The following is a 24,208-nucleotide window of genomic DNA, read 5'->3' on the forward strand; positions in this document are numbered from 1 at the left end:
AAGCATGAAAAAAGAAAAAGCAGTTGTGTTTGACAGTGCAGGCACGCTTTTACAGATGTACCGTGTTGGTAAAAAATTAAGTACAGGAGAGATTTTTGAAAACATTGAAAGCACTTCAATAGTTGCAAATAAACCTCAAAGAGCTCTTGTTGTATTGCATACTGAGCTCGAAACTGTTGCAAAATGTGACCCTGATATAAAACTCATAGACTTTATGCATGAAAATGATGTGGATATAGATATAAGCTGTTCTAGTTCACCTTTCACAAAAAATCAAGCATTTGATATAATAAAATTAAACAATACAACGGTTGGGGATATACACGATGTGATTTGCACTGTCCGTAGAAGATCTCCCCCTGACGTTTTCTATCTGGCAGCTGGTACAATACTGGATGCTGATATTGCCACGGTTCTTTGCGTTTTAAGTACTGGCGGCTGGTTATATCCCAAAACATCCATTACAATAAAAAAATTACAGGATATGGATATCGATGTTTATATTGCGTCGGGGGACAGTATAAAGAACCTGAGAAAAGTTGCACACTCCATAAATGTCCCTATTGAAGGGGTTTTTGGCCTTGCAAATGCTTATGACAAAGAAAGAATAATCCATGATTTAAAAAACAAATATAATACCGTAGTAATGGTAGGGGACGGGATGAATGACATTTTCGCATTAAGAGCAGCGGATATAGGTATTTTGACCATTCAACAGGGAAATAACCGTCCTGAAAAACTTAAAAAATCAGTGGATACAATAATAAGCGATATTATAGAAGTAGTAGAGGTTGTGATGAAACAATAACATATCCAGAGCTTCCTGTTTTGCTTTTTTAAAGTTAACAGCGATATAATTATGCGATATGTTTATGTAGTGCTTAATATAATGGAAGAATATAATCAAAAGATTCCGGTTCGTATGTGTTGGATTATTCATGGTTTTGTAATAAGTGAGAACAACCATTAATTAGCTTAATATCAAATTAAAGTTTATTCATTTAACTGGTGGAGGAATTAAATGGTTTTGTTTATCGAAATTAAAAATCTGACTGTAGATTTTGATGGTATTAAAGCCCTGAAAAATATAAATTTGGATATCAACGAAGGAGAAGTCGTTGGTATACTGGGAAGAAGCGGTGCAGGAAAAACAGTACTCATGCATGTACTGCGTGGTATTGAAGAATACAAAAATGCATCCGGAGAAGTAATATATCATCTTGCAAGGTGCAGTAAATGTGGATATATTGAACCCCCTAGCAAAGTCGGGGTAAAATGTGAAAAATGCGGTGAAGAACTACAGTCTTATGACGTAGATATTCTCAAACTACCTGCCAAAGACTCCAACAGAAGAAATATTGTAAGACGTATCGCAATAATGCTACAGCGTACATTCGCTCTTTATGGTGATGACAAAGTAATAGATAATGTTATGAGCTCATTCAAAGAAATCGGGTATAAAGGAACTGATGCTCTCTCAAAAGCCATGGAACTTCTTGATGAAGTGGAAATGTCACACCGGATGATGCATATCGCCCGTGATTTGAGTGGAGGGGAAAAACAACGTGTTGTCCTTGCACGGCAGCTGGTACGAAACCCCATGATGCTTATCGCCGATGAGCCTACAGGTACACTCGACCCGAGAACTGCTAGAGTGGTCCATAATGTTATATCAGAAGCTGTTAACAATTACAATATGACAATGACCATCACCTCACACTGGCCTGATGTGATTAAACATATGGCTAACAAAGCGATCATACTGGATAAAGGTGAAGTTATCAATGAAGGTGATCCCGGTGAGATGGCTGATGAGTTTACAAAACTTGCGTGCACTATTGAAAATAAATGTGAAAGAGAAATTGGAGATGAGATCGTAAAGGTCAGAAATCTGTCCAAAAAATATGTTTCTGTCACTAGAGGTGTCATCTACGCTGTAGACGATGTATCCTTTGATGTAAATGAAGGTGAAATATTTGGAATCGCCGGTGTAAGCGGTGCTGGAAAAACCACCACATCACAGATGCTTATTGGAAACGTTCAGCCTACAACAGGCAGCATCGAGGTAAGAGTGGGCGAAGAATGGGTAGATATGACTGTCCCCGGTCCAAAAAATAGAGGACTTGCAACCCAGTATATGGGAATACTTCACCAGGAATACGGATTATACACAAACAGAACTGTCATCGACAATTTAACAGAATCCATCGGCATTGACCTGCCTTATGAACTTGCCGTCAAAAAGGCGATTGATACCCTGACAACCACTGGATTTACTGAAGATGAAGCAAAATCACTGTTGAATAAAATGGCCGAGGAATTAAGTGAAGGTGAGCGTCATAGAGTTGCTCTTGCACAGGTCCTTATGAAGGAACCAAACATTGTTATAATGGACGAACCCACTGGTACAATGGACCCTGTTACCAAAAAAGATGTCACAAGATCCATTCTCCAGACGAGAGAAAAAATGGGAGATACATTTATAATTGTATCACATGACATGGATTTCCTGGTTGATGTATGTGATCGGGTTGCACTGATGCAGGAATCAAAGATTGTCAACATAGATGAACCTGAGGAAGTACTTGCTCCACTATTGGAAGCTGAAAAACAAATATAACCTCTTTAAGGGAGCTTTTTAAATCAGATGAGGTGATGGTTGATGTTGTGACCATTAAACAATAATTTTTTTACCAATAACTGCTTTATGTAGCTGGCCAGGAGGTTTTTGATACGGGTAACAAAATAAACGTTGAAGTCGATGGTCAAAAGATAACCCTACCGGAAGGGTCAACTCTTGAAGATGCCTTGAAAAAAGCTGATGTTAAATATAAAGAAGGAAACGCAATTGGCATCTTTGAAGAGAAAAAAAATCATAGTGCTGAGGAAACAAAAAAATACAGAATCATCACATCTAAAGGAGAATTTCAGGTAGAACTCTACGATGAAGATACCAACTCAAAAAAACGCTGGATTAATAATTATAAAGATTATGAGACGACAAAAGTTCAATGGGTAAATAATGATGCTCTCGCTTTTGGGTCATTCAAAAGCAATATTTCCCCAGTACATGGATTGTATAAATTTGAAGAGTTTGATGTAATATTCGGCACTGGTGGATTCGACCCAGACAAAACATTTCTCATTTTTATTAAAGAACCTCATAAAGCCGAATATGGAATTCCAGATGATGGAAGTTTTGCATATGTTATAAGTGGCAGAAAAACTGTTTTTGACCTGGACCAATCCGATACTATTGACAGTATAGAACCTGTGGTGGAATGGGAAGAAATAGGTGAAGGATACACAACCAGTGACCTCACCACCAGGGTTTCTGACGGGAATAAAATATATACTCATTTTGAAGTGGAAATTGATCCTGCTGCACCGGAAGGTGCTGAAAACTTTTTCGCGCTTGTAAATGACGGAACTTTCAAGATTGATCTTGCTGCAAGTTCATTCCTGGCTGACGATAGGTTAAAGGGTGAAATGTCAAAATATGAAAATTTTGAACCAAGGCATACTGGTGCAGTATCCATCAGAACCGCTGGATATGGAACAGGTCGCACATACATTTCAAGAAAAGACCGACCTTCCAGTATTGCCCATTCAGTTGTAGGACATGTTATAAAAGGTATCGAACTGATAAAAATGGCGAAAAATGGGGATGTGCTATCTATTACTACAATCCCAGATCAAATCATGTTACTCGGGAAGAGTTTTAAAGAAGCTGAGGAAAGACTATCCCGTCTTGATATTGAACTGGAAAAAGAAGGACATACTCAAGATAATGCTGTCATCGTGAGCCAGAAACCTGAAACAACTATTGAGATTTTCAATCAGGGTGAAGTTAAATCCTATGGTGTTCCTGAATCACATCTTGTAAGAATCGAATTGTTTGATGAACTTGCACCAAAAACGGTCGATTTTTTCAGACATGCTACACGTCTTCAGTTTAAAAATGTTGGAGAACTATCAGTATACCTCTCCTATGAAAATACCTACATTTTCAAAGCAGAACTGGAAGCTGAAAAGTACAAAGAAATAATGCCTGAAAATACTCCAACAAATAAGGTTAATGCAGGAGACATCGGTATAACAAATCAGGCTGCAAAAAGAATGGGATTAATAGGTGTAAAAACTGTTGATGAAGATATGTTTGGACCCACAGGTGAAAAATTCACAAGCACCAATATAATCGGACGAATTCTGGACCTGGAAAAATTAAAAAACCTGAAAGAAGGAGACGTCATGCATATAACAGAATCCTCAGGAGAGGATTGAAATGTCAGAAAACAACACGGACAATAATAATGAACAGAAAACCATAACAAAGCTTGTTGTCATAGCCTCTGATTGGGTGCTACCAACAGATGCCGCCATGAAAATATATGAATCCGAGACTGAGGTGACTGTCAAAGAAACATGTTTTGGACTTATGATTAATGGACCGGCGGACGCTGTCAACAGAGCCGTTGAAGAAATTGTTTCCATGGACAGAAATCATATTTTTGTTAAAGAAAGAGGTTTTTCTCCCGGTGATGAAAGGAGATGCCGTGCAGTGCGTGGTGGAGGTCCAAGACCCGGATATTATTTCCTCAGGGAAGAGGTAAATATGTTGCCAACCATTGGAAAAGCTCTTGATGATTATGAAAATGGATCCCCCCTTAAAGAAACTAATAAGCCCAAAAAACTGAAAGCTTCCAGATTAAAAGACATCATCGAATCAAATGTAGAGGAGTGAGATTTTGGCTAAAGTATTCATCTATCCCACAAACAGTCTTATTCTGTATGACCTTGTAGAACGTTTTGGTCATGAACCACTTGCAATGATGAGCAGAGTCCACGAGAAAATAACCACGCCCAGTATTGATTCGCCACCCTTAAATATCAGTCCAGAAGACCCGAAATACGGATTAAAATATGCTGCAGTTGAAGTACCCTCGGGTGTCAGGGGCAGGATGGCAATGGCTGGCCCACTTATTGAAAAGGCAGATGCTGCTATAATAGTAAATGATGCAGCAATAAGTTTTGGGTGTATGGGGTGTGCACGAACCAATGAAATGGTGAAATACATAGCAAGGCATAAAGACATACCTATACTGGAACTTGAATACCCCAGAACTGAAGAAGATGGGAAGGAATTTGTCTACAAAATAGCAGATTTTTTAAAATCCCTTCCAGACTCAAAAGAGAACAATCGTGAGGGAGAAAACGAATGAGCAAAGACGTGGATAAAGATGACAACTCCCTGAGGGTTATAAGTACTTCAGATACAGAACTAAAAAAACGAAAGGAGAAATACGGGGACGAAGAAGACAAAGTTACGGTTGCACTCATCGCCTGCGGTCCTGAGTATTCAGGTATACAATCCGAAATTGAATCCGCTGTTGAATCGTTGAATGCCAAACTTGTCTATCCTGAAATGGATGTTTCTGAACTGGACACCATAGGAAGAGAATTCGGGCTGGAAGTAGCAAGTGCTGACCTGAAACTGCTGATGGCTCGAGCAAAAGCCATTGTTGAGGGGAAAGCAAAGGTTGATGCAGTTTTTGTTGCTTCATGTTTTAGATGTGCTGAAGGCGCCCTTGTAAGGAACGAGGTTAGAAGGTATATACATCAAAACACTAACATACCGGTTATCAGTTATTCATTCACTGAACGTACTACCGCATCCACCCTTTTAACCCGTCTTGAAGCATTGACAACGGTTGCCAGAAGAAGGCAACTCCTTGCCAGAGAAAAACAGAAAGGTCTGACTGCCGGAATTGATTCCGGTTCAACAACCACCAAAGCTGTTATAATGAAGGACAATCAGGTAATCGGACACGGGTGGGTCCCCACTATAAAAGTCATTGAAAGTGCCGAAGAAGCATATAAAAAAGCTCTCGATGAAGCTGGGGTTAATAGAGAGGATATCCAGGCTATGGGTACCACCGGATATGGTAGATTTTTGGTGGGAAAAAAGTACAATGCCCAGCTCAGTCAGGAAGAAATCACGGTCAACTCAAAAGGAGCAGTCTATCTTGCAAATAAACAGAAAGGCAGTGCAACTGTCATCGATATCGGTGGAATGGATAATAAAGCAATAACTGTAGAGGATGGAATACCTGGTATGTTCAGCATGGGTGGTGTCTGTGCTGGTGCATCGGGTCGTTTCCTAGAAATGACCGCAAAACGCCTTGGAGTCGATATTACTGAACTCGGGTCACTTGCTGTAAAAGGCATGGAACAAAACATAGAGATGAACAGTTATTGTATCGTTTTTGGTATCCAGTCCCTTGTCAACTCGCTGGCAAAAGGCGCTTCCCCTGAAGATGTTGCTGCTGCTGCATGTTACAGTGTTATTGAGCAGATATTTGAGCAGCAGTTACAGGAAGTTGATATTAGAGAACCTGTTGTTCTGGTCGGTGGTTCTTCACTTATTGAAGGTATTCCCAGAACCCTGGAGAAATTCCTGAAAGTAGAAGTAATCGTGCCTCCTGATTCTCAGTATATCGGAGCAGTTGGTGCTGCACTGCTTGCATCCGGTTACATCAAGGAGGAATAAAATGGAACCTCTTGAGACATTTGAAGTGGAAGCTCCCTACCAGTCTGAAGCAGATCAGTACAGAGAAATTCTGAAGGATATCATATCTGATATGGTGCTCGCCCAATCCATCGGGAGGATTAAAGTGGTAATCAAACCTGAAGAATCGCTTTTTCAAATGGCACTGGTTTTAAGAGGTGGGTTATCACCGGTCAAAACTACTGATTTTGCAGCTGTTAATGTCGGAGAATTGGGAAAAAATGAAGTAGTTATCAAAATCAACAATGAAAAATATTTATCCAAACTACTAAAAATACTGTGGGACAAATATGGGCGGTTGAATGTGAGACAGCCTGAACGCAAAACCGTAGCTGTTAAAACCGAAAACCCTATGGATAAAATATCCGATGTTGAAAACATTGTTGTCGATGACCCAAAAAACACCCTACAAAAAAGAGTTGTAGATTTGGCAGTAAGGGCTGTTCCTGAAGGTTTCCGGGTCAGGTATCATTCGTTTAAAGGCAGTAATTTCATTTTTGTAGCATCAGAAGATTTAATGAAACAGGAATGGATTGATGAAGCTTATCAGATACTGGATGAGCTCACAAACGAGGAGGAAAGCTAAATGGGTGTTGTTCTTGAACCCTATATTTATGAAGGTGGTATGTACAAACACGGAATGATTCTGGAACTTCTGGAGGACCTCGGAGGATATCTGGTCCAAAAAACTCCTGCCGGGTCAGAAGTCACACTGGTCATGCTGATTCCAAAAGAAGATGTACACCTGGTGGAAGATGTCGCTGAAAAACTGCTGGGTAAAATGACCAAAGCTCCTCTTACAGGTACTGAAATTGCAGTTGTATCCCCAACTCTTGCTTCTCATCATCTACCCCACTCTGCATGCGATGTTGCGGAATATCTTCGCCGTGGTGGTGCAAACACCAATATGATTGGCCTTGCCAGAGGAATGGGCAGAAGAGTCGCATTATCAGAGGATTATGAAAGAAAACTTATCAATGAACATGATGTTGCTGTATTTTCATTCGGAGTTTTTACAGACTGCATTATTAACAAAAAACCAAAACTGTTTAAAGGTATCAAAATTCCGATTGTAGCAACCGGTGGACCCGACCTTAACACTGAGGATGTTCCTGGAGCGGACATGTATGTGGGTAACATCGGGAGAGTTTCCCATCGATTAAGGAAAGAAAGTGAATTAAGTTCACTGGATACCTTAAACGAAAAAGTAGGAGAAATCATTGAACAAAAACGTGAAGAACTTGCAAAAGACCCGCCAGTAGTTATGCCGGCAAGATTGATGCAGGAAATTGAAAGACAGATTCCTCAAATACAGAACGTATTAAGCCCGGCACCCATAACCCTTCAGCTGGATGGTGTCAGGATTAAACTCCCATATGAAGATCATCATGAAGATGTGGAAAATATAGAGTTTGATGAAGGAGTTGTCCTTTCTGAAATAGCTGAGGTGAGCCCTTCAAAAATGAAAAACTATATATTAATTAAAATAAAACCGGAATCTGAAATCGGTTACACAATATAAATTTACTTGAAAATATATTATGTTACAGGTTAAATGTCAACCAATTTTTGTACCGGAGATGGAACTATGGAATTTGATAAAATAAAAGAAGTTCTGGACAAAGATCCGGAGGATGCTGTATCTGACCTTCTGGACGATATTAAAGAACATTATGGTGAAGTTCCGTATATTTTGGATTTCATGAAAGACATGCCAGAACTTTTTGTCCCGAAAGTGATGTACGACAACTCAATTATGAGAGAATTCAAAAGTATGGATCCTGAAACAGTGGAATTGATTTCCATAGGAGTATCATCTGCTCTTCGATGCGAACACTGCCTAAAAATGCATATAAGAGTCGCAAAACGTTTGGGTCTGTCAAAGGAAGAAATTTTTGATGCTATAATGATAGGCGGCACATTATCCAACGCCTCTGTGCTTGCTGAAGGTACCCGAGCACTTGATTCAGAACTAAATGGAGAATATAAAGAGGAACAGGAAACAGAATGTAAAGGAGGAGATGTCTGCGATATAACTGGGGGCAGAAACAAAACTTCAGAAGATTGGGGCTCCTGATAACACTACACCTGTGAAATATCCAAGAATTACTCCACTATTTAGAAACGGCAGACCTGCCTGTGGTTTACCTTTCATAATGAACACTGAAAGTGCAAAAAAACCAATTATTGTACCAATCATTCCGCCAAGCGCAGGATATGATATAATTCCTGAGTGCTCAATGAATACATTTGCCGAAACCACAAGTATCGTCGGCATCACAGCGTCCCCAAGTCCCATAAAAAAAGCACCTCGATCTTCATCATCACTGTTGAAACTTTCTTCTCTGAAAGAGTAATTAAGCTTTTTTGGAATTACAAATAATATCGGTAATTTCAAATCCATTACACCTTCTGCCAGTGAAACCATGTGTTTGGTTTTATACACCGAAATTGCATCATACACTGCAAGAATGACCAACAGTATGATTGCGGGCAGCACAGCAAGAGAAATCCCAAAAATCGAGCTCGCAGCTGCACCAATTATAAGACCCACTATATCTATAATGTACCATTCCGGGATTTTATAAAGTATAGCTGTCATACCAACAGCAGATATCATTGATACCGATGACCCTATATTGGAACTGATATCCAGCATTGACAAAAATGCATACAGTCCGTAATAAAGAGTTGAAGCAACAGCAAAAAGAATAAACAGCTGTATTATCCATTTTTTGTCCATTTTTATTGCCAGAAGAAGTATCAATGTAAAAACTACGATGATACCGATATAATAAAACGAGTTAGAAGTCGATTCCGGATTTTCAAAGGCACGCATATTGTTGGCTTCCATTGGCATAGCCAGAACCAGTGCCAATAACTGTACAAGCAGCAATATACCCGCCATTATAAAAATCGGTGTATACTCTCTGAATCTGGATTCTTCAGAACTCAAATAACTTCAACCCTGTAGTTTCTATGAAATATTTATATTAACGTCTAAAGTATTTGCACTTTATTTAATACTATGCCTGTACAACATAACAGAAACTATATAAATTATCTATCTCAATAGTTTTTAAATAGAAAAACTGATTTAAATATAAAGAGTGAAAAACAATGGAAACCCGGGACATAGTTTTTTCGGTTATCATGGTAGTATCTGCATTCATCTTGACATATCAATGGCTTGGACGCTTCGGTGAGAGTTCAAAAAATCCCCTGATAATCTTTGCCGCTATTGTAATGGTCGGTTCACTGGCTGTATTAATACTCTCAATAATTACCCGACTTCGCAACATCGAACAGATGATGGATGCAAAAGAGCGTTCGTTACGGATAAATGTACAAAGTGTAGAAGATAATCTAGACAAAAGGATGGATGAAGTACAAAATTCAGTAAACAAGAGTATCGATGAATTCAATCGAAGGAAATATCGCTGAAAGAATCGACAACCATGGTCTCCACATGCTCCATTGTATTTCTGGCATCTTCCTCCCCAGACGATTTCCTGATATCTATTTTACCGCTTTTATAAAGAATTATGGTTTTATCCATAAAATCAAATCGTGCCACCCCTAATTTTTCAGAACAGCTTAACTGTACAATTAAACCAAATCTCAGATTATTTTGTAATATCCGGCACAATACATTCATTGAAATTGTTCGACCAAACCTTGACTGCGCTATGTACTTATTTGGGTCATCAACACAAGGCTGGAACAAAGTGATATTATAATCCGATGATTCAGTATACATATACAACTGATTAACTGGTTTCCTATTAGATAGTTGTTGGTACCATAAATTCGTTCTCCTGTATATTGTTTATAAAATCAATCCTTTTTACCATCTGACTCTTTAAGTTCACGGATTTCACTGAATAACGATTCCAGTTTGGCTCTTTCAATTGGAAGTGTACCTAACTCGAGCTCTCTTTTTAGTGCTAAAACCAAACAATACAGCATCAGTGCCATAATTATCATAAAAGGGAATCCACCGACAAGTGATGCTGTCTGCAAAGCTGACAGTCCACCAGCAAGAAGCAAAATAGCGGCGAAAGCACCTTCCATGACACCCCAGATGACACGCAATGGAAGTGGAGGATTAGGGTTACCCTTTGAAGTTAGCATACCTATAACATAAGTTCCCGAATCTGAAGATGTTATGAAAAAAACCGCTACGGATATCATGGCTACTGCTATAAGTATGCCTGATATTGGGAAATTACTAAGTGCTGTAAAAAACCCAAGTGCTTCATCTTGAGCTACCACATCACCTATACCAGCTCCTCCAAAGTGTTCTATATAAAGTGCAGCTCCTCCAAAAACACTGAACCATAACATGCTGACAACCGTCGGCACAAGCATGACACCTATTATAAAACTGCGTATAGTCCGTCCCCTTGAAACCCTTGCAATAAACGAACCAACAAACGGTGACCATGCAATCCACCATGCCCAGTAGAAAATAGTCCAATCTCCATGCCATCCCTCTGGACTTACACCTACAGGGTCAATACTGAACGACATGTACAGGAAATTCTGTAAATATCCACCGACCGAGTGGGTAAACAGGTCCAGTATAAAAAGAGTAGGTCCTACTATTAATATGAATATAAGTAAAATCGCTGCAGCAGTTATATTAATTTCACTCAACCATTTTATACCCCTATCGATACCTGTTACTGTGGACATAACCGCCAGAATAGTGACAACTGTTATTATACTAAGCCAGAGTATTGAATTGTTGGGAATACCAAATAAATTTTCTAAACCACCACCAATTTGCATAACCCCCAATCCCAAGGTTGTGGATATTCCAAAAAGAGTGGCAAGTACACCGATTGTATTTACAGCTACTCCCCATGGCCCGTTAATACCTTTACGACCCAATATTGGCTCAAGGCAGGAGCTTAGCAGCATTGGGAGGCCTTTTCGGTAGGAAAAATATGCAAGTGAGCCTGCGACCACTGCATAAATTGCCCACGGATGGAAACCCCAGTGGAAGAACGAATATCTTATAGCAGTATAAACTGCTTCATCAGTACCTGCTTCACCCAGTGGAGGCCACATATAATGCCATATTGGCTCAGAGACACCCCAGAAAAGCAGGCCTATACCCATACCACAGCTAAACAGCATTGAAAACCATGCCAGGTATGAATAAGCAGGTTCTTCATCATCTCCTCCGAGTTTAATATCACCCATTGGACTTATCATCAGATACACGATTAAAAACAAAAATAAACTACTACCAAGAACAAAGGTCCATCCAAGGTATTCTATAATCCAGTTGAATATGATTTCTATATAACTACTAAATGTTTCCTGGAATACAATACCACCAACTACAAATCCTACTGCTAATATTATCGAGACAACGAAAGTAGGTGTTTTAAGAGTATCCGAAAAAGATGTCAATCCTTTTTGTCTGTATCTCATTGTTTTACCCCATGTGCTAATATCCTGTATCATAACGCTTACTTGGGAGATATTTGGAACGATAATTATAACAAAATTAAACAATGACCTCTATATTTAGACCAGTTGCTTTTATATCGATAACTCAATATTTGTTGCTTATAGTCATATCAGCAAATGATGATATCTTCTAAATTAGCAACAAATTATCTGTGCTTAACTATAATAAGTGTATATTAAATCTTTTAGTAACTAAATGGATAACAATGAACTGATGAGTATATAAGTTTTATTCCAATTTAGCTGAGGACAATATTTTTTGATGCCTTATTAGATAAATGCTATAAGGCAAATATCTAATATAATAAGTGGTATAATAGTATTTAAATGGATATGAGGTTAAAATCATGGACATTGAAAATACAGATGACGAACAATCGATAAGTAAATTCCTCGAACATGATTCATCAGTTTTAGATGAGCTTGAAAGCCTTTACAATCTTGAAGATGAATACGATATTTATCTGGATTCTGTAGAGTTCTCTATTGCACATTATTACTGTAACAAAAACAGTGAATTAAAAGATGATGATATAACCACTGCACTTCAAAATATAAAGGAAAATTATGATAGTAATATCGAATTATTCAATGACCTAGAAAAAGATATTATTGAAAATTTAATGGATACTATTAAAAAAGAACCAATAACCCATCATGAATTCAAATTAGTAATAGATTATATACTTTGGTCTATTGAAAATAGGTCATGGATGGAAGATAATCAGGCATATGCCAAATGGGTTTCCTACTACTGTGATGCATACACATCCGAAGAAGAAGAGGATTACAAAAAGGAGATTAAGAAAAAGGCAGATGAGATTGGGTTGTCTCAGGAAGATATAGATACACTTCTGTCAAAACAAGAATCCTTAAAGTGATATTAAGGAACAATAAGCACTTCTGTGTCAGCGTGTTTCAATACATTATCCGATACACTTCCGAGTAAAAACCTCTCAATACCAGATTTACCCAGTGAACCCATAACTATAAGGTCAATTTCGTTTTTCTTTGCAAAATCAATGATATCATCTGCCGGATGTCCCATACGTATAACAGATTCGATCTTTACCCCACTCTCATCACCAATTTCTTCCACACGATCGGTTGTATATTTTTTGGCTTCTTCTTTATCAAAAACAGGATGATCAAAATAAGCTCCTGTATCCAGTACATACATGGCATAGACTTTAGCACCAGTCAATTTTGCAAACTCTATACCTCTATATATTGCATTTTCACTTTTTTCAGAACCATCAGTAGAAATCAAGATTTTCTTGTAATGTGAATCCATTTTACCAGTTCCCCCTGTAAATATTATATTCATCACGGTATATATCTTTTGTTTTTATCCGGAATTCATGGTAACAAAGATATATTAACAGTTGCATAAATTTTTGTAAGTATCCTTCATTTTGGGGTTAAATTCAATACAAATATGTTATAAGGAGGGATAGTATGCGGATTACACTGGAACCTATTGGTATTATCAAAAAGAATGGGTGGTATTCTGAAATTTTAATTTATTCTGATTTTGAGCAGATTATCAAAAATGTCTTTTCAAAATTATCCCTGGGTAGCGGTTCAGATAATAAGCTGTTAATCGTTCATAAAAATAATTACCAGAACAATGGTCACCAAGTACAGGTTTCCAGAGTACATATGGTAGAAAGGGCAGGGAATGTTTTAAAAGTTGATAAAATCTATGATGGTAACGATTCAATTATAGATATACAACCTGATACCAGTTAAAATCCTATTTAATCAACACTTAAATAAGGAAAAATAACATATTGGTAAATCATGGGCGTTGATATAGGAGAACTTTTGCAGAAAGAAGAAACTGACATATCTAAACTGTCAAATAAAATCGTTGCCATTGACGCATACAATACATTGTACCAATTTTTAAGTATCATACGACAGCGTGACGGTACACCACTGCAGGATTCAAAAGGAAGAACAACATCACATTTATCAGGTATACTGTATCGGACTACAAACTTGATTGAAGAAGATATCAAGCCAGTGTTTGTTTTTGATGGGATACCACCTGATTTCAAAGTTAAAACCCTTGAAAAACGTAAACAATCGCGTGAAACTGCAAACCAGAAATGGAATGAAGCTAAAGAAAAAGGACTGACAGAAGAAGCCTATAAATACGCTCAGGGTTCTGCCAGAATAGATACTCAAATCCTTGAAGATGCGAAATACCTTCTCGATTCAATGGGTATTCCGTACATTCAGTCTCCCTCTGAAGGTGAAGCACAAGCAGCTCACATGGTCCAGAATGGTAATGCAGATTTTGTAGGGTCACAGGACTATGATGCACTTTTATTCGGTGCTCCCAGAGTTATCCGAAATCTTACCATAACTGGGAAACGAAAACTTCCCGGGAAAAACATATACATCGATTTAAAACCCGAAATTATTGATATGGATAAGAATCTGACATACCTGGAAATCACCCGTTCCGACCTTATTGACATTGCTCTATGTGTTGGTACAGATTACAACAAAGGTCTGGAAAACATCGGTCCAAAAAAAGCTTTTAAACTGATAAAAAATCATGGTGATATTAATTCAGCGCTGGATAAAACTGGTCAAAGCATAGAAAATGTTAATAAGATAAAAGAATTTTTCATGCATCCGGAAGTAACCGATAATTATCAGCTTAAATGGAACAAACCTGATAAGGACAGGATAATCCAGTTCCTGTGTGAAGAGCATGACTTTTCGGTAGAACGTGTGACAAAAGCATGTGAACGCCTGGAATCCAAACTTGGCTCCCAGCAAAAGACCCTAGACCAATGGTTTTGAATAAAAAGAAATTATTCCCTGCATTTAATCAGCAGGGATTTACCGGTCATTTCTTTCGGTTTTTCGATACCAATCAGCTCTAACATTGTGGGTGCTATGTCACACAGACTGCCGTTATCGAGGTTATATTTTATGTTTTCATCAAAATAGATACATCGGACAGGGTTGGAAGTGTGTGCAGTATGTGTTTTGGCTTCACTGTTGTATTCCTGCATCTGTTCAGCATTTCCGTGGTCTCCGGTTATTAAAGCAACGCCTTCTGAACGTTTGACGGCATCGATTACTCTGCCCACACATTCATCAACCGCTTCTACAGCAGTTACTGTTGCATCAAAATCCCCGGTATGACCTACCATATCCATATTTGCATAGTTGACTATAAGCACATCATATTTACCCGAGTCTAACCTTTGAACAAGGTCGTCTGTTACTTCATAAGCACTCATCTCAGGTTTAAGGTCATAGGTTGCAACCTTTGGAGAAGGTACCATACATCGGTCTTCCCCTTCATACTGTTTTTCTCTGCCACCGTTTAAAAAGAATGTTACATGTGCATATTTTTCAGTTTCTGCTGTTCGAAGCTGAGTCAAATGATGTTCACTGATAACCGCTCCAAGTGTTTTTTCGATGGTTTCTGGGGGATATGCAATGGGTACATCAAGGTTTTTATCGTATTCCGTCATGCATACAAAGTATACATCCGGATACTTCTCCCTTTCAAATCCGTCGAAATCATCCATTACAAATGAATATGTCAGCTGTCTGGCACGGTCAGGTCTGAAATTGAAAAAAATGACAGAATCATTATCATCAATGGTTGCTGTTGGGTTCCCGTTTTCATCTGTTATAACAGTTGGTTTTACAAATTCATCGGTTTCCCCTCTTTTATAACTCTCTCCAACAGCGGTTTCTGCATCTTTTGCATAAAGCCCCCTACCCATTGCAAGTGCATCGTATGCAAGTTTGGTACGGTCCCATCTTTTATCCCTGTCCATAGCATAATATCGACCTATTACTGTTGCAATTCTAGCATTACCTATTTCCCGTAAAACAGTTTCATTCCTGCGGATGTCATCCAGACCTGCGTATGGTGATACATCGCGCCCATCAAGAAATGCATGAATATATATCTCGTCCACTCCTTTATCAGCACACATTTTAACAAGTGCATGGATATGGTTCATGTGGCTGTGAACCCCACCATAGGAAAATAATCCCATGAGATGGATTTTGGATTTGTGCTGTTTAACATTGTTTATAGCGTCTATTAATACAGGATTGTCATATATTTCAAAATTTTCAATCGATTTGTTGATTCTTGTAAAATCCTGGTATACCACTCTTCCTGCTCCTATATTGAGATGACCTACCTCAGAGTTTCCCATCTGGCCTTCCGGAAGACCTACCGCTTCACCGGATGCCTGTAGTATGGATGATGGATAATTTTTCAGTAAATAATCAAGCTTGGGTGTATTCGCAGCCAGTATTGCATTCCCTTCTTCTTTAGGGAGATATCCCCATCCATCCAGTATTATTAACAAAACTGGACGTTTGCTGTTACTTATTGTTTCATTTTTCTCTGTCATACAACGCAGATTGTTTTGATTGTTCTTAAATGCATTGTTTATGACAAATATACAAAAATCAAATAACAATGTCAGCTTTTGAAGGATAAATCTAAATAAGGTTGTAAACCATATTAATATCCATGAAAACATCCGTCCAGATAGGATATGTAATGGGTATACCAATCAGATTGCACATTTCATTTCTGTTGATATTACCGATATTTGCAACGGTATTTTCAATTGCTCCTGAGCCATTTGGATATGAAACTGTGGAACCTCCACTCCAATATATACTCGGATTTACAACTGCCATACTTCTCTTTACCTCTGTTGTACTTCATGAGCTTGGACATTCCTATTTTGCAAAGAAATTCGGAGTTAAAATAAGCAATATCACATTACATCTGTTCGGTGGAGTCTCATCAATGGAAGAGATTCCAAGAGATCCTGGTGAAGAAGGTAAAATGGCTTTTGCAGGACCCCTTGTGAGTTTTATCATCGGTGGCACCTTGCTACTTTTAAATTTTGGACTGTCATCGGTATTACCAGAATTCACAGAAAGCTACCCATATCGTATATTCTTCATTATAGGTACAATCAACATCGTACTTGGAATATTCAATCTTATACCAGCATTCCCGATGGATGGGGGACGTATCTTAAGGTCGTGGTTTGCAAGGAGAATGTCCTATATAAAAGCGACACAGAAAGCTGCATCAGTCGGTAAATTCTTTGCAATTTTCATGGGATTATTTGGTTTACTGGTTAACCCCTGGTTAATATTGATTGCATTTTTTGTTTATATAGGTGCTTCACAGGAAGCTCAATCAACAACCATTTCTATCTCACTGGAACAATACAGCGTCGGAGATATAATGACTACTGATGTCAAAGCTGTACCACCATCAATGACAATACAGGAACTTCTTGATTTCATGTTTGAGAAAAAACATATGGGTTATCCTGTGATGGAAGGAGATGATTTAAAAGGTGTTGTTTCATTTACTGATATACGCAAAGTAATGCCTGAAGAGCGATCTGCGTTACATGTTTCTGATATCATGACAATGGATGTTATATCCACAACGTCAGACATGAATGCATCAGAAGCTTTCAAAATGATATCAAGGAATAACGTCGGAAGATTATTAGTTATCGATGACGGGAATTTAAAAGGCATAGTATCAAGAACAGACCTGATAAGAACATTGAGATTCATGGAAGAAGAAGCTTCCTGATTAAATCGGCAACTACCACTCCAATTATTATTTTAATAGTAGTCTACAAAGGCGAGAAATCTTATGGATGCAGATATGAATTCAGATAATAAAGTCGATGATTCGCAATCCGATTCTACAGTATATAAATATCACACCACATCCCAATCTTCAAGAACTATAAATGAACAAACTGTAAATGAAACTGAAACAGATGATGTAAATAACAATACAATATCTGCATCAACTGATTCGTCTAGTGAACCAACCCAGATAAAAATTATCGGTACAGCCCATGTATCTCAGAAAAGTGTTGATGAAGTTATTGACGCTATAAAGCAGGAAAATCCAGACATTGTTGCTGTGGAGCTTTGTAGAAGTCGGTATGAAGGATTAAAAGGTGAAGACAAATCAAATGAAGAGATATCTATAAAACAGTTACTGGGAGAAGGCAAAATCTATTTCTTCCTGATGCAGTGGCTCCTTGGATATATGCAGAAAAAGATTGGAAAAGAAATGGGAGTTAAACCCGGTTCTGAAATGATTAGTGCCATAGACGCAGCCGAGGAAATCGGTGCAGATATAGCTCTTGTTGACAGGGATATACAGATTACCTTGCGTCGGTTCTGGGGAAAAATGGGTTTTTTTGAAAAAATAAAAATGGTTGGTTCCCTTATCGGTGCAGTTATTGGTGTTGGTGGGAAACAAATAGAAAATGTAGACATGGACGACATCACAAATCAGGATGTTGTAACAATGCTTGTGGAAGAGTTGCGAAAAATTGCTCCTACAGCCGCCGAAGTTCTTATCGATGAAAGAGATGCCTATATCGCAGGCAACCTTGTCAAAGTTGCAACAAACGCTGGCAGTGGTAAAAAAATCATAGCTGTAGTTGGTGCAGGACATAAATCAGGTATCCAGAAATATCTTTCACAGCCTGATACAATTCCACCTCTAAACGAGCTTACTACATTTCCCAAAAAAAAGCGGTTAAGTGTTACAAAGGCATTTGGTTTCGGGATTGTCGGAATTGCGATTGCAACGTTTCTGCTTATCATCCTGTCAGGCACACCACTTAATCTGTTATTGATGGCATTTGGCGGGTGGTTCATAATCAATGGTGTCCTGAGTGCCGGTGGGACAGTTCTTGCCCGCGGACATCCCTACTCTGTTCTTACCGCTTTCTCAACAGCCTGGCTCACATCCTTGAACCCAATGATGGCAGCTGGATGGTTTGCAGGATTAATGGAAGCAAAACAAAGAAAACCCAGAACCGAAGATTTCAAAACTATTACCCAGATGGAAACAAAGGAGCAGATGTTTAATAACAGACTTTTCAGAGTGGTTCTTGTAGCCGCACTTGCCAATGTCGGCAGCATGATAGGTACATTTCTGGGCGTATATGTTATGCTCCAGATTACAGGTATTGATCCAAGAGATGTAATCGATGCTGGACTGCGAAACATCGGGTTTTAATAATAGAAATTAAAAAAGAAATGTTAAGTGATAATTTAAAATCACTCATTTTAAAATTTCTTTCAGGTAGAACTGGTGAGGTCCGAGGTTTCCACCATAGTTTCCGGCACTGATTTTTTTGATACCCGGAACAGTTACTGCTGCTTTAATCCCTGCTTCTATTGCTTCACTGACAACATCGGTGTCCAGTCCGTTAATAACTATTTCGTATACAGCGTTGACTCCTTCAGGTATCATGCTGCCTTCTACCTTGTCTTTAATCGATGGGCAGTACTTCTCATTGGCGGTTGCTTTCAGGAATGTATATTTGTTCGCACCGGGTTTTGAACCGCTTGCAACTACACCACCGGGGAACGGTGTTATAGTTCCTTCTATTCTGTGCACCGCTCCAACTGCAGACTGTGCAGCACTAAGAGCTGACATCTGGGAATCACCGAAGATAAAGAAATTGCCTCCTGCTACACCTTCTACTGCACCTATGGAATCCTCTATAAGGAAATCACCTTCCATTATTGGGATACTGTACATTTTTCTATCCAGAACCTGTGTTTCGGACTCCATACCGTCCCCAAAGAACTTGAGTTTGTAACCGGTATCAAACTGCTTTTTAGCTTCTGGTAATCCATTGAACACCGCAGTTGTGGGCGCGGTCAGGACACACTGTCCTATACGCTTGAGTACTTGGTCTTCCAAATCCTTGTATCCGAAGTTGCATATCTGGATAAAATACCCGGGTCTACCGTCTGGTGTTTCGTTCCAGTTTGCAAATCTTTCAATACCTGCCTCTGCAGGACACATGATAACCGATGTTCCAAACCCCGTAGCTTCCTGTGCGGCAACTTTTGCCCAGTACTTGGTCGCACCTGTTATCAATATTCTACTTACTTTTATAGGAAACGCTTCTGCGAATGTGTCTTCTATTTCTACTCCATTAATTTCCATAAAAACACCCCTTATATTTTGTTAATTTCAGGTATTATATTTCATTATGCATTACCATACAAATACTCTTCGAAAATTGATGCTGTTGGTTCAGGATTTAAACGATAGAAGTTTCGCATTCAATGCCACAATCACAGTACTTAATGACATGAGTATTGCCCCTGCTGCAGGAGACAAAAGTATCCCCTGATTATATAGTATACCTGCAGCAAGAGGAATTGCAACTGCATTATATCCCGTTGCCCAGAACAGATTCTGAAGCATTTTTTTGTATGTAGCTTTAGACAAACCCAGTATTGATACCGCATCCATAGGGTTGCTTTTTACAAGAATAATATCCGCAGTTTCAACAGCTACATCTGTACCCGCACCTATAGCTATACCTACATCAGCCTGTGCAAGCGCAGGAGCATCATTGACTCCGTCTCCAGTCATTGCTACAATAAAGCCAAGGGACTGGATTTCCTTGACTTTTTTAGATTTGTCCCGGGATAGAACTCCTGCAAAATATTCATCAAGACCGACCTCATCAGCCACCCATTTTGCTACCTGTTCATTATCACCGGTAAGCATCATGCACCTGATACCCATATTTTTAAGTTTTGAAACAGCTTCTCTGGACTCGGGTCTAATGATATCTGCAAGAGCTATTGCACCTGTTAATTCATCACCCAGAAGTATATATACAACTGTTTTACCCTGAGCTCTTAGTTTTTCTATATATTCATTTTCAGGAGCAATTATATTGTTCTCTTCCAAATATCCGGGACTTACAACTTTGACTTTTTTGTTTTCTACTCTGCCTTCTGCACCTTTACCCGGTATTGATCGGAAGTCTTCAACATTGAAATGTTCTTCAGATGATGAGACAATCCCTCTTGCTATCGGGTGTTCAGAGTTTGCTTCCAGAGAAGCTGCATATTTAAGTATCTGTTTCTCGTCCAGGTCATGTGTAAAAGATATCGTATCTGTAACCCCGAACTCACCTTTGGTAAGGGTCCCTGTTTTATCAAAAATGATAGCATCGATGTTCCGTGCATTTTCAAAAGCGGTGCGGTCTCTTATCAGTAAACCGTTTTTTGCGCCAAGTGCCGATGATATCGCTACAACAAGTGGTATTGCAAGACCGAGTGCGTGAGGACAGGTTATAACCATTACAGTCACCGAGCGCTCAAGTGAAAATGCAAGGTCTGTACTCATCACAATATTCCAGACCGTAAAGGTAATAGCTCCGCCTGTGAGAGCTATTATTGTCAACCAGAGTGCAGCACGATTTGCCAGATTCTGAGTTCTGGATTTGCTTTCCTGGGCTTCCTGAACCAGGTTTACAAGTTGTGAAAGGAAGGAATCCTCACCGGTTTTTTTAATTTCTACTTTGAGCGAAGCTTCACCATTTATTGAACCACCTATAACCTCATCACCCGCACTTTTTGAAACAGGTTGGGATTCGCCTGTAAGCATGGATTCATCAAGAGATGATTCACCTTCTACGATATCACCATCAGCAGGTATTTTCTCACCTGGTTTTACAAGTACTATATCTCCTTCCTGTATCTCGGTCAATGACACATCTTCCACACTGCCGTCAGACTTAACCCTGTGAGCCTCGGAAGGCATGAGTTTAACCAATTCTTCCATAGAACGGGACGCACTGAGCACTGATTTCATTTCTATCCAGTGCCCCAGAAGCATCACATCTATAAGGGATGCCAGTTCCCAGAAAAAAAATTTCCCTTCAAGTCCAAAAACTACCGCACTGCTGTATACATAGGCCACTGTAATGGCTACCGCAATAAGTGTCATCATCCCGGGTTCTTTATTCTTCAGCTCATCTACTATTCCTTTTAAAAATGGATAACCGCCATAAAAGAAAACAGCAGAAGACAACAAAAACAGGAGGTTTTCTTCACCAGTGAAACTTATTCCAAAACCCAAGAATTGCTGGATTAAAGGTGACAATAAAAAAATAGGTATGGTCAGAATAATAGAGACTATGAACCTTCTTTTAAAATCTTCCATCATCATTGCGTGATGGTTTTGATGTCCTTTATGTGTAGACATATTATCCCCATGCTGCATATTTTCATGACCCATAATTCATCCATTTTATTTAAATACCAAGTTTTTTGCGGTTGTTTTCAATATGTTCAAGCATCAAATTGACAGCTTTTGTAGTATCAGTTTCCACATTAACCACCCCACCAGTTATGTTTTTACTGTCTTCTGTCAAGAGTTTGACAAGCCTTGGTGCTCCTGTGATAGTGGGAACAGGATTTACATGAGTATATAATCCAAGTGCCACTGCATACATGGCATCAATAGTTGCCTTCTGTTCCATATATTCAGGAGCAGTAGCAACTACCGGGAGGTCCGACATAGCTACATCACCAAGTGCACCGGAAATTATACTCAGTAAATCTCCAAGTCGTCCAGTATCAGTACAGGTTCCATAACTCAATACAGGCGGAATGTTCAACTTTTCACATAGCTTTTTAAGCCCTGGACCTGCAAACTTTTGTGCATCTGTACTGCAGAGACCACCCACCTGCATGGCTCCATTTCCACAACCCATTGAAAGGACAAGAACATCATTTTTAATTAGCTCTTTTGCTACATCTATGCTGTGTGTGTCATGTCCGTAGTCTCTTAACGTTGTGCAGGATACAAGACCTGCAACACCTCTGATAGTTCCGTCTTTTATGGCATCCAGCAGTGGTTCAACACTTCCACCGAGCGCATCTACTATACTTTCTGTAGAAAAGCCTACTATTGCTTCCTTCATCGGTAAACCAGTAAGTGGTTTTACATTTTCTCTGCGGGTTTTGAAGTTATCAACCGCCATCTGAAGTAACTGGTCTGCCTGTTTTTCAGCTTCTTCAGGGATATAATTGATACGTTCATCAATACCTTCAAAGGATATCAGGTCACTTACCGGTACAAGCCTTACATTGTACTTTTCTGCGTACTGTGGGTCAATAGGCATGGAACAATTCATATCTGCAGCAAACAGGTCTACACACCCTGTTGCAAGCACTGCTTCCTGCATAATCCAGTTACCTGTATAACCATAGAAAACATCATCCATATCCCATCTCTGAATCATTTCCTGACCGGTTTCGATATTGGCTATAACTCGTAACCCTTTAGCACCGACCTCTTTTGCTCTGTCCTGCCATTCCGGTTTTCTTGCCTGCTGTACCAGAGCAAATCCCAAGAATGGTTCATGCCCATTGGGGAGAACATTTACATAATCAGGGTCAAGAACACCAAGATCAACACGCATGTTATGTGGTTTCGGTACTCCATACATGATATCCTGACAGTATTCATTGACAATCTGACTTTGATAAGCCATCGCAAGTCCAAGCTTCATAGCTTTAAAAGCCAGACTTTCATAGTTCCCGTCAACATTAGTAAGGCATGAGCTGGTTGCCCTCATCATTTCACTATGAATGCCATCCGGGTAGATGCCCAACTTGTTCCAAGTATCCTGGCGCTCCTTTGGAGCAAGCTTTTCAACAATCCGACTGGGTTTCCCATATTCACAGTTAAAATCGGATTCTACAAAATCACAGAGATTAATGGCAATATCACCGATAGAACCGGATGTATCAACACCCAACCTTCCAGCAAATGTTTTCAGTTTCTCGGGTTCTTTGATTTCAAACGGTGTTTTACCCTGTGCCGTTGTTCTTAATGTCTTTATAGTCTGTTCGGTATGATATTGATAGGTGGATGCTCCCATGACATTCCTAAGCAGCATCATGCGCATTGCCATCCCGTCTGCAGTTATTCCACAAACACCTCTTTTGTCCTTGGATGCATCTGCACGGCATGGTCCATTTGAACACAGGTCACATCTAACTCCTTTCTGGCAGAACGGACATCTTCTATCAGGGTCACCACCCATACCCTGTGCTTCGTATCTATCCCAGACATTGTTCATACCATTTTCTTTTATCCTGTTATACACTCTATATACTGAATCATGATAGGATATCCTGTCTTTTTCCATTTAAAAACCCCCTTAAATATTGAAATAGGAGAAAACAACAAAAAATTAACTTTTCAATGTTATCGATGTTAATCCCCTTCAAACTTATGCGTCATTTGGATTAATATAGTTTTTTAAC

Annotated in this window: 23 protein-coding genes; 15 read left to right on the forward strand and 8 right to left on the reverse strand. The window is 39.1% G+C overall.

From position 1 onward, the window contains the following. From ACLFMM_RS03015 to ACLFMM_RS03055, 9 genes are all read left to right on the forward strand, one after another. Positions 1 to 808: HAD family hydrolase (locus ACLFMM_RS03015; RefSeq protein ID WP_410807238.1), on the forward strand; the 808-nt coding region annotated here is incomplete at its 5' end. 213 nt (positions 809 to 1,021) lie between these two features. After that, positions 1,022 to 2,620, forward strand: coding sequence for a methyl coenzyme M reductase system, component A2 (gene atwA / locus ACLFMM_RS03020; RefSeq protein ID WP_410807239.1), 1,599 nt, complete (start codon positions 1,022 to 1,024; stop codon positions 2,618 to 2,620). A 125-nt stretch (positions 2,621 to 2,745) separates the two neighbouring features. Next, the gene (locus ACLFMM_RS03025) at positions 2,746 to 4,284 is read left to right on the forward strand and encodes a methanogenesis marker 3 protein (protein ID WP_410807266.1); all 1,539 of its coding nucleotides are present in this window, start codon (positions 2,746 to 2,748) and stop codon (positions 4,282 to 4,284) included. Between the two features lies 1 nt (position 4,285). Further along, the gene (locus ACLFMM_RS03030) at positions 4,286 to 4,744 is read left to right on the forward strand and encodes a methanogenesis marker 6 protein (protein ID WP_410807240.1); all 459 of its coding nucleotides are present in this window, start codon (positions 4,286 to 4,288) and stop codon (positions 4,742 to 4,744) included. Between the two features lie 4 nt (positions 4,745 to 4,748). Then, positions 4,749 to 5,222, forward strand: coding sequence for a methanogenesis marker 5 protein (locus ACLFMM_RS03035; RefSeq protein WP_410807241.1), 474 nt, complete (start codon positions 4,749 to 4,751; stop codon positions 5,220 to 5,222). Then, positions 5,219 to 6,550, forward strand: coding sequence for a methanogenesis marker 15 protein (locus ACLFMM_RS03040; protein WP_410807242.1), 1,332 nt, complete (start codon positions 5,219 to 5,221; stop codon positions 6,548 to 6,550). The genes ACLFMM_RS03035 and ACLFMM_RS03040 overlap by 4 nt, the downstream gene beginning before the upstream one ends. Before the next feature lies 1 nt (position 6,551). Beyond that, complete coding sequence (locus ACLFMM_RS03045) at positions 6,552 to 7,154, forward strand: methanogenesis marker 17 protein (protein ID WP_410807243.1); 603 nt, start codon at positions 6,552 to 6,554, stop codon at positions 7,152 to 7,154. Next, positions 7,155 to 8,090 (forward strand): methanogenesis marker 7 protein, encoded by a 936-nt coding sequence (locus ACLFMM_RS03050; protein ID WP_410807244.1) that lies wholly within the window; start codon positions 7,155 to 7,157, stop codon positions 8,088 to 8,090. 66 nt (positions 8,091 to 8,156) lie between these two features. Next, positions 8,157 to 8,645, forward strand: coding sequence for a carboxymuconolactone decarboxylase family protein (locus ACLFMM_RS03055; protein ID WP_410807245.1), 489 nt, complete (start codon positions 8,157 to 8,159; stop codon positions 8,643 to 8,645). Here ACLFMM_RS03055 and ACLFMM_RS03060 read toward each other — a convergent pair. Further along, complete coding sequence (locus ACLFMM_RS03060; RefSeq protein WP_410807246.1) at positions 8,625 to 9,524, reverse strand: presenilin family intramembrane aspartyl protease PSH; 900 nt, start codon at positions 9,522 to 9,524, stop codon at positions 8,625 to 8,627. The two genes, ACLFMM_RS03055 and ACLFMM_RS03060, sit on opposite strands and share 21 nt — an antisense overlap. Before the next feature lie 164 nt (positions 9,525 to 9,688). Here ACLFMM_RS03060 and ACLFMM_RS03065 point away from each other — a divergent pair, with 164 nt between their 5' ends. Then, positions 9,689 to 10,012 carry a hypothetical protein gene (locus ACLFMM_RS03065; RefSeq protein WP_410807247.1) on the forward strand — a complete coding sequence of 108 codons (324 nt, stop codon included), beginning with the start codon at positions 9,689 to 9,691 and terminating at the stop codon, positions 10,010 to 10,012. Here ACLFMM_RS03065 and ACLFMM_RS03070 read toward each other — a convergent pair. Then, positions 9,990 to 10,328, reverse strand: coding sequence for a hypothetical protein (locus ACLFMM_RS03070; protein WP_410807248.1), 339 nt, complete (start codon positions 10,326 to 10,328; stop codon positions 9,990 to 9,992). The two genes, ACLFMM_RS03065 and ACLFMM_RS03070, sit on opposite strands and share 23 nt — an antisense overlap. Before the next feature lie 77 nt (positions 10,329 to 10,405). After that, complete coding sequence (locus tag ACLFMM_RS03075) at positions 10,406 to 12,013, reverse strand: BCCT family transporter (protein ID WP_410807249.1); 1,608 nt, start codon at positions 12,011 to 12,013, stop codon at positions 10,406 to 10,408. A gap of 386 nt (positions 12,014 to 12,399) precedes the next feature. On the opposite strand from ACLFMM_RS03075, the gene ACLFMM_RS03080 reads away from it, so the two are divergent. Next, positions 12,400 to 12,933: a hypothetical protein gene (locus tag ACLFMM_RS03080; RefSeq protein ID WP_410807250.1), complete on the forward strand. Its 534-nt coding sequence runs from the start codon at positions 12,400 to 12,402 to the stop codon at positions 12,931 to 12,933. Between the two features lie 2 nt (positions 12,934 to 12,935). Here the strand turns inward: ACLFMM_RS03080 and ACLFMM_RS03085 are convergent, their stop codons facing one another. Continuing rightward, on the reverse strand, positions 12,936 to 13,379 hold the full coding sequence (locus ACLFMM_RS03085) for a universal stress protein (RefSeq protein ID WP_410807251.1): 444 nt from the start codon (positions 13,377 to 13,379) through the stop codon (positions 12,936 to 12,938). A gap of 131 nt (positions 13,380 to 13,510) precedes the next feature. Between ACLFMM_RS03085 and ACLFMM_RS03090 the strand changes: the two genes are divergently transcribed. Together ACLFMM_RS03090 and fen are read left to right on the forward strand one after the other, a co-directional pair. Continuing rightward, positions 13,511 to 13,804, forward strand: a complete 294-nt coding sequence (locus tag ACLFMM_RS03090; RefSeq protein ID WP_410807252.1) for a hypothetical protein — start codon at positions 13,511 to 13,513, stop codon at positions 13,802 to 13,804. A 51-nt stretch (positions 13,805 to 13,855) separates the two neighbouring features. Next, positions 13,856 to 14,872, forward strand: a complete 1,017-nt coding sequence (gene fen / locus ACLFMM_RS03095; protein WP_410807253.1) for a flap endonuclease-1 — start codon at positions 13,856 to 13,858, stop codon at positions 14,870 to 14,872. Positions 14,873 to 14,883: 11 nt separating this feature from the next. On the opposite strand, the gene gpmI is transcribed toward fen, so the two are convergent. Continuing rightward, complete coding sequence (gene gpmI / locus ACLFMM_RS03100) at positions 14,884 to 16,458, reverse strand: 2,3-bisphosphoglycerate-independent phosphoglycerate mutase (protein ID WP_410807254.1); 1,575 nt, start codon at positions 16,456 to 16,458, stop codon at positions 14,884 to 14,886. Between the two features lie 122 nt (positions 16,459 to 16,580). On the opposite strand from gpmI, the gene ACLFMM_RS03105 reads away from it, so the two are divergent. Further along, positions 16,581 to 17,678 carry a CBS domain-containing protein gene (locus ACLFMM_RS03105; protein WP_410807255.1) on the forward strand — a complete coding sequence of 366 codons (1,098 nt, stop codon included), beginning with the start codon at positions 16,581 to 16,583 and terminating at the stop codon, positions 17,676 to 17,678. 63 nt (positions 17,679 to 17,741) lie between these two features. Then, entirely contained in the window at positions 17,742 to 19,133 is a 1,392-nt protein-coding gene (locus tag ACLFMM_RS03110) for a TraB/GumN family protein (protein WP_410807256.1), read from the forward strand. A 45-nt stretch (positions 19,134 to 19,178) separates the two neighbouring features. Here the strand turns inward: ACLFMM_RS03110 and fhcD are convergent, their stop codons facing one another. The 3 genes from fhcD to cooS form a co-directional block, all read right to left on the reverse strand. Then, the gene (gene fhcD, locus ACLFMM_RS03115; protein ID WP_410807257.1) at positions 19,179 to 20,075 is read right to left on the reverse strand and encodes a formylmethanofuran--tetrahydromethanopterin N-formyltransferase; all 897 of its coding nucleotides are present in this window, start codon (positions 20,073 to 20,075) and stop codon (positions 19,179 to 19,181) included. 90 nt (positions 20,076 to 20,165) lie between these two features. Continuing rightward, positions 20,166 to 22,169, reverse strand: coding sequence for a heavy metal translocating P-type ATPase (locus ACLFMM_RS03120; RefSeq protein ID WP_410807258.1), 2,004 nt, complete (start codon positions 22,167 to 22,169; stop codon positions 20,166 to 20,168). A 16-nt stretch (positions 22,170 to 22,185) separates the two neighbouring features. Further along, positions 22,186 to 24,090 carry an anaerobic carbon-monoxide dehydrogenase catalytic subunit gene (gene cooS, locus ACLFMM_RS03125; protein WP_410807259.1) on the reverse strand — a complete coding sequence of 635 codons (1,905 nt, stop codon included), beginning with the start codon at positions 24,088 to 24,090 and terminating at the stop codon, positions 22,186 to 22,188. Between the last annotated feature and the right edge of the window lie 118 nt (positions 24,091 to 24,208).

Origin of the sequence: Methanohalobium sp., from assembly GCF_046546175.1 — an archaeon.
Taxonomy (GTDB): domain Archaea; phylum Halobacteriota; class Methanosarcinia; order Methanosarcinales; family Methanosarcinaceae; genus Methanohalobium.